Annotated in this window: 6 protein-coding genes; 3 read left to right on the forward strand and 3 right to left on the reverse strand. The window is 63.7% G+C overall.

What is annotated here, in order from left to right; translation table 11 throughout:
* The 3 genes from EOA60_RS14600 to EOA60_RS14610 form a co-directional block, all read left to right on the forward strand.
* Positions 1-579, forward strand: a 579-nt coding sequence (locus EOA60_RS14600) for an ABC transporter permease (protein WP_164899310.1), incomplete at its 5' end; no start/stop codon positions are given.
* A gap of 39 nt (positions 580-618) precedes the next feature.
* Complete coding sequence (locus EOA60_RS14605; RefSeq protein ID WP_066990642.1) at positions 619-1,590, forward strand: ABC transporter substrate-binding protein; 972 nt, start codon at positions 619-621, stop codon at positions 1,588-1,590.
* A 174-nt stretch (positions 1,591-1,764) separates the two neighbouring features.
* A complete protein-coding gene (locus EOA60_RS14610) occupies positions 1,765-2,211 on the forward strand; it encodes a CHRD domain-containing protein (protein WP_066990644.1) in 447 nt (148 codons plus the stop codon).
* Positions 2,212-2,262: 51 nt separating this feature from the next.
* Here EOA60_RS14610 and EOA60_RS14615 read toward each other — a convergent pair whose 3' ends face one another.
* From EOA60_RS14615 to EOA60_RS14625, 3 genes are read right to left on the reverse strand one after another with little or no spacing between them, the layout of a single operon-like run.
* A complete protein-coding gene (locus tag EOA60_RS14615; protein ID WP_095824942.1) occupies positions 2,263-3,912 on the reverse strand; it encodes a thiamine pyrophosphate-binding protein in 1,650 nt (549 codons plus the stop codon).
* Entirely contained in the window at positions 3,909-5,084 is a 1,176-nt protein-coding gene (locus tag EOA60_RS14620) for a CaiB/BaiF CoA-transferase family protein (protein ID WP_067328979.1), read from the reverse strand. The genes EOA60_RS14615 and EOA60_RS14620 overlap by 4 nt, the downstream gene beginning before the upstream one ends.
* Positions 5,085-5,137: 53 nt before the next feature.
* Complete coding sequence (locus EOA60_RS14625) at positions 5,138-6,097, reverse strand: alpha/beta hydrolase (RefSeq protein WP_095824941.1); 960 nt, start codon at positions 6,095-6,097, stop codon at positions 5,138-5,140.
* Positions 6,098-6,219: the final 122 nt, after the last annotated feature.

The raw sequence follows: 6,219 nt of genomic DNA on the forward strand, positions 1-6,219 counted from the left end.
GTGCTGATCGGCTACATCGTCGGCAATCTCGCCGGCTTCGTCGTCGCCATCCTTGCCGACCGTGTGCCGTTCCTCAGGCGCGGGCTGCTGCCGATCGGGAACATGGTGTCGGCGCTGCCGATCATCGGCGTCGCGCCGATCATGGTGATGTGGTTCGGCTTCGACTGGCCGTCCAAGGCGGCGGTCGTGATCATCATGACCTTCTTCCCGATGCTGGTGAACACCGTCGCGGGGCTTGCCGCCTCCGGCCACATGGAGCGCGATTTGATGCGCACTTATGCGTCGGGCTACTGGCCAACCTTGCTGAAGCTGCGGCTGCCGGCGGCAATGCCGTTCATCTTCAATGCGCTGAAGATCAACTCGACGCTGGCGCTGATCGGCGCCATCGTCGCGGAGTTCTTCGGCACGCCCGTGGTAGGCATGGGATTCCGCATTTCGACGGAAGTCGGGCGGATGAACATCGACATGGTCTGGGCCGAAATCGCAGTTGCAGCACTGGCGGGTTCGGTCTTTTATGGCGTGGTCGCTCTTGTCGAGAGAGCCGTCACGTTTTGGCATCCCTCTGTCCGTGGTGGATAGGGGCGGTGGGTTTGGGTGCTAACTTCAGAGGGTAAAAACATGAAAAGACTGGTAATTTCTGCTCTGGCCGGGGCGATGTCGCTGGCCGCTTTCCAAGCGATGGCGGCCGACAAGGTGACGCTGCAGCTGAAATGGGTCACGCAGGCCCAGTTCGCTGGCTACTACGTCGCCAAGGCCAAGGGCTTTTACGAGGCCGAAGGGCTCGACGTCGACATCAAGCCGGGCGGGCCGGATATCGCGCCCGAGCAGGTGATCGCCGGCGGCGGCGCCGATGTGATCGTCGACTGGATGGGCGGCGCGCTGGCCGCCCGTGAAAAAGGCGTGCCGCTGGTCAACATCGCCCAGCCGTTCAAGAAAGCCGGCATGGAACTGGTCTGCCCGAAGGACGGCCCGATCAAGACCGAAGCCGACTTCAAGGGCCACACGCTCGGCGTCTGGTTCTTCGGCAACGAGTACCCGTTCTATGCCTGGATGAACAAGCTCGGCCTCAAGACCGACGGCGGCAAGGACGGTGTCACCGTGCTGAAGCAAAGCTTTGACGTTCAGCCGCTGATCCAGAAGCAGGCGGACTGCATTTCGGTCATGACCTATAACGAGTACTGGCAGCTGATCGACGCCGGCTACAAGCCGGAGCAGCTCACCGTCTTCAACTATTCGGCCATGGGCAACGACCTGCTCGAGGACGGCCTCTACGCGCTGGAGAACAAGCTGAAGGATCCGGCCTTCGAGGACAAGATGGTGCGCTTCGTGCGCGCCTCCATGAAGGGCTGGAAATACGCCGTCGACAATTCGGATGAGGCGGCCGAGATCGTCATGGATAATGGCGGCCAGGACGAGAACCATCAGAAGCGCATGATGGGCGAAGTCGCCAAGCTGATCGACAATGCCGACGGCAAGCTCGATCCGGCCACCTATGAGCGCACCGCCAAGGCGCTGCTCGACCAGAAGATCATCGCCAAGGAGCCGTCGGGCGCCTACACGACCGCGATCACCGACAAGGCGATCAAGTAAGGTCGACCTCGCCAGTCGAGACTTAACGGGGGCGGGTGACCGCCGCTTTTGCTTGGCTGTGGTAAAATATCCGTGTGCAGGGATACAAGCGGCCTGCCAACCGTTGCAGTGGGGCATCCGCGCGCCGGGGGAGCCGCGGCGGGGCGGATGCGCGCCAGCCAAGGAGGTTCTCCAATGCGCATCCAATCATGGCCGATGCTTTCGGCCTTTGCTGTCTCGACTGCTTTGCTGCTCGCATCTCCGGCCTTGGCCGAAACTGTGAAGTACAATGCGACGCTCGACGGTAGCCAGCAGAGCCCGCCCGTCACCACCAAAGGCAAGGGAACCGCCACATTCACCTTCGACACCGCCAAGAAGAAGCTCAGCTGGAACGTCAAATATTCCGGCCTCAGCGGACCTGCGACGGCTGCTCACATTCACGGGCCGGCCGCGTCGGGTGAAAACGCACCTCCGGTGATCCCATTCAAGAAGCTCAAGAGCCCGATCAAGGGATCGGCGACGCTGACCGACGCGCAGGCGGCCGACCTCGAGGCCGGCAAGTACTACGTCAACGTCCACACCAAGGCGAATCCGGACGGCGAGATCCGCGGCCAGATCGAGAAAGCCGGCGGATCGATGTAGCGGAGTTTCCTCAGGCAGCAGCGAGGGGGGCGACCGCCTCGTTCTGCCTGATCAGGACTTGTCGCGTATCTGTGTCAGCGTGCGGGTCGGCGTGATGGCTTCGGGATCGAGCCTGATCTCGACGATCGCCGGCTTGCCGCTGGCGCGTGCGCGTTCGAAGGCCGGAGCGAAGTCTTCGGTCCTTGCGACGGTCTCGCCATGGCCGCCATAGGCGCGGGCGAGGGCGGCGAAATCCGGGTTCTTGAGGTCGGTCGCCACGACGCGGCTCGGATATTCCCGCTCCTGATGCATGCGGATCGTGCCGTAAATGCCATTGTTGACGACCACCACGATGATCGGCAGGTCGTATTGCACGGCGGTCGCGAACTCCTGCCCGTTCATCAGAAAACAGCCGTCGCCGGCAAAAGCGATGACCTCGCGATCCGGGTACAGGGCCTTGGCCGCGACCGCGGCCGGCGTGCCGTAGCCCATCGAGCCGGAAGTCGGCGCCGCCTGCGTGGCGAAGCGGCGGAAGCGGTGGAAGCGATGCACCCAGGTGGCGTAGTTGCCGGCGCCGTTGGTGAGGATGGCGTCTTCCGGCAGCGCCTTTTCCAGATAGGTCATGATCGGCCCCATCTGGACGGCGCCGGGGCCGGTCTGAGGCGGCGTCGACCATTCGAGATAGGCGGCATGCAGCTTTGCCGTCTCCGCCGCCCAACCGGGCGCGGCCGGACCTTTGCGTCTGGCGAAGGCTCGCACGAAGGCGGCGGGGGAGGCGTTGATCGCCAGGGTCGGCCGATAGACGCGGCCAAGCTCGCCGGCGTCGGCGTGGACATGCACCAGCATCTGGTCCGGGTAAGGGCTTTTCAACAGCGTATAGTCCGAGGACGGCATCTCGCCCATGCGGCCGCCGATGAGCAGCACCAGGTCTGCCTGCTTGACCGTTGCCGCCAGCTTCGGATTGATGCCGATGCCGACATCGCCGGCATAGTTCGGATGCAAGTGGTCGAACAGCATCTGGCGGCGGAAGGAGCAGCCGACCGGCAGTGACCAGGCCTCTGCGATACGGGTGACGTCCTGAACCGCTTGAATATCCCAGCGCGTGCCGCCCAGGATGGCAATCGGCCGTTTGGCGGCATTGAGCAGGGCCTCAAGCCGGTCGAGTTCGGCTTCACCAGGGCTTGTTTCGACCAGCGTATGAGCCAGCGCCGTTGGGGCCTCGACCTCGCTGGTCAGCATGTCCTCGGGCAGCGAGATGACAACTGGGCCAGGGCGGCCTGACGTCGCCACCGCGAAGGCGCGGGTGACGAATTCCGGGATGCGTGAGGCATCCTCGATCTCGACCACCCATTTGGCGATGTCGCCGAAGAAGCGCTTGTAGTCGACCTCCTGAAAAGCCTCGCGCTCCTTGGCGTGACTGGCGACCTGGCCGATGAACAGGATCAGCGGCACCGAATCCTGCATGGCGATATGAATGCCGGCCGAAGCGTTGGTGGCGCCGGGGCCGCGCGTGACAAAGCATATGCCGGGCTTGCCGGTCAGGCGCCCCTGGCAGTCGGCCATCATCGCCGCTCCGCCTTCCTGACGGCAGACGATGGTGCGGATCGGCGAGTCATGCAGCGCGTCGAGCACCGCCAGATAGGATTCGCCAGGAACGCAGAAGATGCGGTCGGTGCCGTTCGCTTCGAGCGCCTCGACGATCAATTGTCCGCCCGTTTTCATTTTGCTGCTCTCTCCAGTTCGGCAAGGATTTCCTCAGTGTGCTCGCCGAGACGCGGCGAGGGGCGCTCATAGACGAGCGGCGTGCCGGACATCACCATCGGCGCACGTACCGAAGGCAGCAAATTGCCATGGCCGTCCTCCAGGTCGAGCTTCATGCCGCGCGCGATCGTCTGCGGGTCGGCGAACATCTGGCCGATCGTGTTGATCGGGCTTGCCGGCACGCCGGCTGCCTCGAGCTTCGCCAGCAGCGGATCGCGATCCCACGTGCTCAGCTTCTCGATGATCCGCTCGCGCAGCTTGGCGCGATTGGCGACGCGGGCGGGGTTGGTGGCGAAATCGGAATCGGCGGGCAACTCGGTCAGCCCGACCGCTGCGCAGAACTTGGTGAATTGTCCGTCGTTGCCGACCGCGAGGATGATATGGCCGTCCCTGACCGGCAGCACCTCGTAAGGCGCGATGTTCATATGCGCGTTGCCCATCTGCACGGGCGACTTGCCGGAGACCAGATAGTTGAGATTCTGGTTGCCGAGCGCCGAGATCTGGCTGTCGAAGAGCGCCATGTCGATATGCTGGCCTTCACCGGTCCTTTCTGCGTGGCGGAGCGCCGCCTGGATGGCGATCACCGAATAAAGGCCAGTGAACAGGTCGGAGATGGCGACGCCCGCCTTCTGCGGCTCGCGGCCGACCTCGCCGGTGATCGACATCATGCCGGCCATCGCCTGGATGATGAAATCGTACCCAGCGCGGGGCGCGTAGGGCCCGTCCTGGCCAAAACCGGTGATCGAGCAATAGACGAGACGCGGGTTGATCCTCTTCAGGCTTTCATAGTCGAGCCCGTATTTCTTGAGACCGCCGAGCTTGAAGTTCTCGATCAGCACGTCGGCCGTGGCGACGAGGCGGCGGAGCGTGTCGGCGCCCTCGGGCTTGGAGAAATCGATGGCGACCGAGCGCTTGCCGCGATTGCAGGAATGATAGTACGCCGCCGAAAGGTTCTCGCCGTCATGGCTCATGACGAAGGGCGGGCCCCATTTGCGGGTGTCGTCGCCGCCGTGCGGGCTCTCCACCTTGATGACATCGGCGCCGAGATCGGCGAGCAACTGCCCGGCCCAGGGGCCTGCCAGGATGCGAGCGAGTTCGATGACGCGGATGCCTTTCAGCGGGGGTTCAGCCATGGATCACCGTGAAGGGTTGAAAGCGCAGCGTCTACCAACAGAGGTCGCCCCTGTCACGACCCATGCAATGGGCCAATGCCGCTAGGTTTCAGCGTATGATCCGCCCAGGCGGCGAAATCATTCATGATGATGTCGCGGTTGACCTCGTTCAGGCTCTCGTGGCGGGTGTCGGCGTAAACCTTTGAAACCAGATTCGAAAAGCCCATTTTGTCCATCCGCCGGGCAAGGTGGTGAACCGCTTTGCCGTAGTCCGATGCCGGATCCTTCTCGCCGCCGATCAGATTGACGAAGAGGTCGCGGCGCACGCCGGCGAAGCTCGATTCCCTGCCGGCGTAGAGCGCCAAGTTGACCACATCGCGCCACATGGAGACCGAGGCATCCCAGCCGCAGAGCGGGTCGGCGATGTATTTGTCGACCTCGACCGGATCGCGCGACAGCCAGTCGAACAAGGTCCGGTGATTGGGCACGGCCTTGCCCCAGGCCTGGAAGGTCAGCTTGGGCAGCAGCCGAGATGGCACGTCGGAGCCCAGCCGCATCCTTTCCCAGCCCAGGATGGCCAGGGCCAGCTGGCCGAGCAGGCCTTGCGAGAAATTGCCGTTCCAGATCGCGGCGGCATGGACGCGACCGGAGTGGCGGAGCACGAAATTCAGCGCGATCGAGGCGCCGAGCGAATGTCCAAAAGCGATGACCGGCAATCCCGGATGATCAACGGCGATCAGATCATGCACCGCGCCGACATCGGCAATCACCTTGGCGATGCCGTCGGTATCGGCGAACCGGCCGAGCGGCGCATCGGGCGCCTTTGTCGCGCCATGGCCGCGATGGTCATGGGCGTAGACATGGAAGCCGCGCGCGCCGAGGAAGTCGGCAAAGCGGGCGTAACGCGCCGCATGCTCGGCCAAGCCGTGATTGATCTGGATGACGGCGCGCGGGGATATTTGCGCATGTCTCACATAGAGGTTGAGGTCGGCCCCGGTCGGTGAGGCCAGCCTGGTCTGCTTGTCGAATGGCATGTCTCGCTCCCTTGGCGACTGATGGGCGAGGGCTTCGGCGGCGTCAAGAGAGCGCGATCCTTTCGAGCCATGTGGAGTGCGCTTATCGCTCTCCTGGGGATTATTTTCGCGCGACGACAAAG

The organism is Mesorhizobium sp. M1A.F.Ca.IN.020.06.1.1, from assembly GCF_004023265.1.
Classification (GTDB): Bacteria; Pseudomonadota; Alphaproteobacteria; order Rhizobiales; family Rhizobiaceae; genus Mesorhizobium.

Bases quoted from the DNA above. Each gene is read 5' to 3' on its own strand.
- EOA60_RS14605 (WP_066990642.1), top strand. From the start codon at position 619: ATGAAAAGACTGGTAATTTCTGCTCTGGCCGGGGCGATGTCGCTGGCC.
- EOA60_RS14620 (WP_067328979.1), bottom strand. From the start codon at position 5,084: ATGGCTGAACCCCCGCTGAAAGGCATCCGCGTCATCGAACTCGCTCGC.
- EOA60_RS14625 (WP_095824941.1), bottom strand. From the start codon at position 6,097: ATGCCATTCGACAAGCAGACCAGGCTGGCCTCACCGACCGGGGCCGAC.
- EOA60_RS14615 (WP_095824942.1), bottom strand. From the start codon at position 3,912: ATGAAAACGGGCGGACAATTGATCGTCGAGGCGCTCGAAGCGAACGGC.
- EOA60_RS14610 (WP_066990644.1), top strand. From the start codon at position 1,765: ATGCGCATCCAATCATGGCCGATGCTTTCGGCCTTTGCTGTCTCGACT.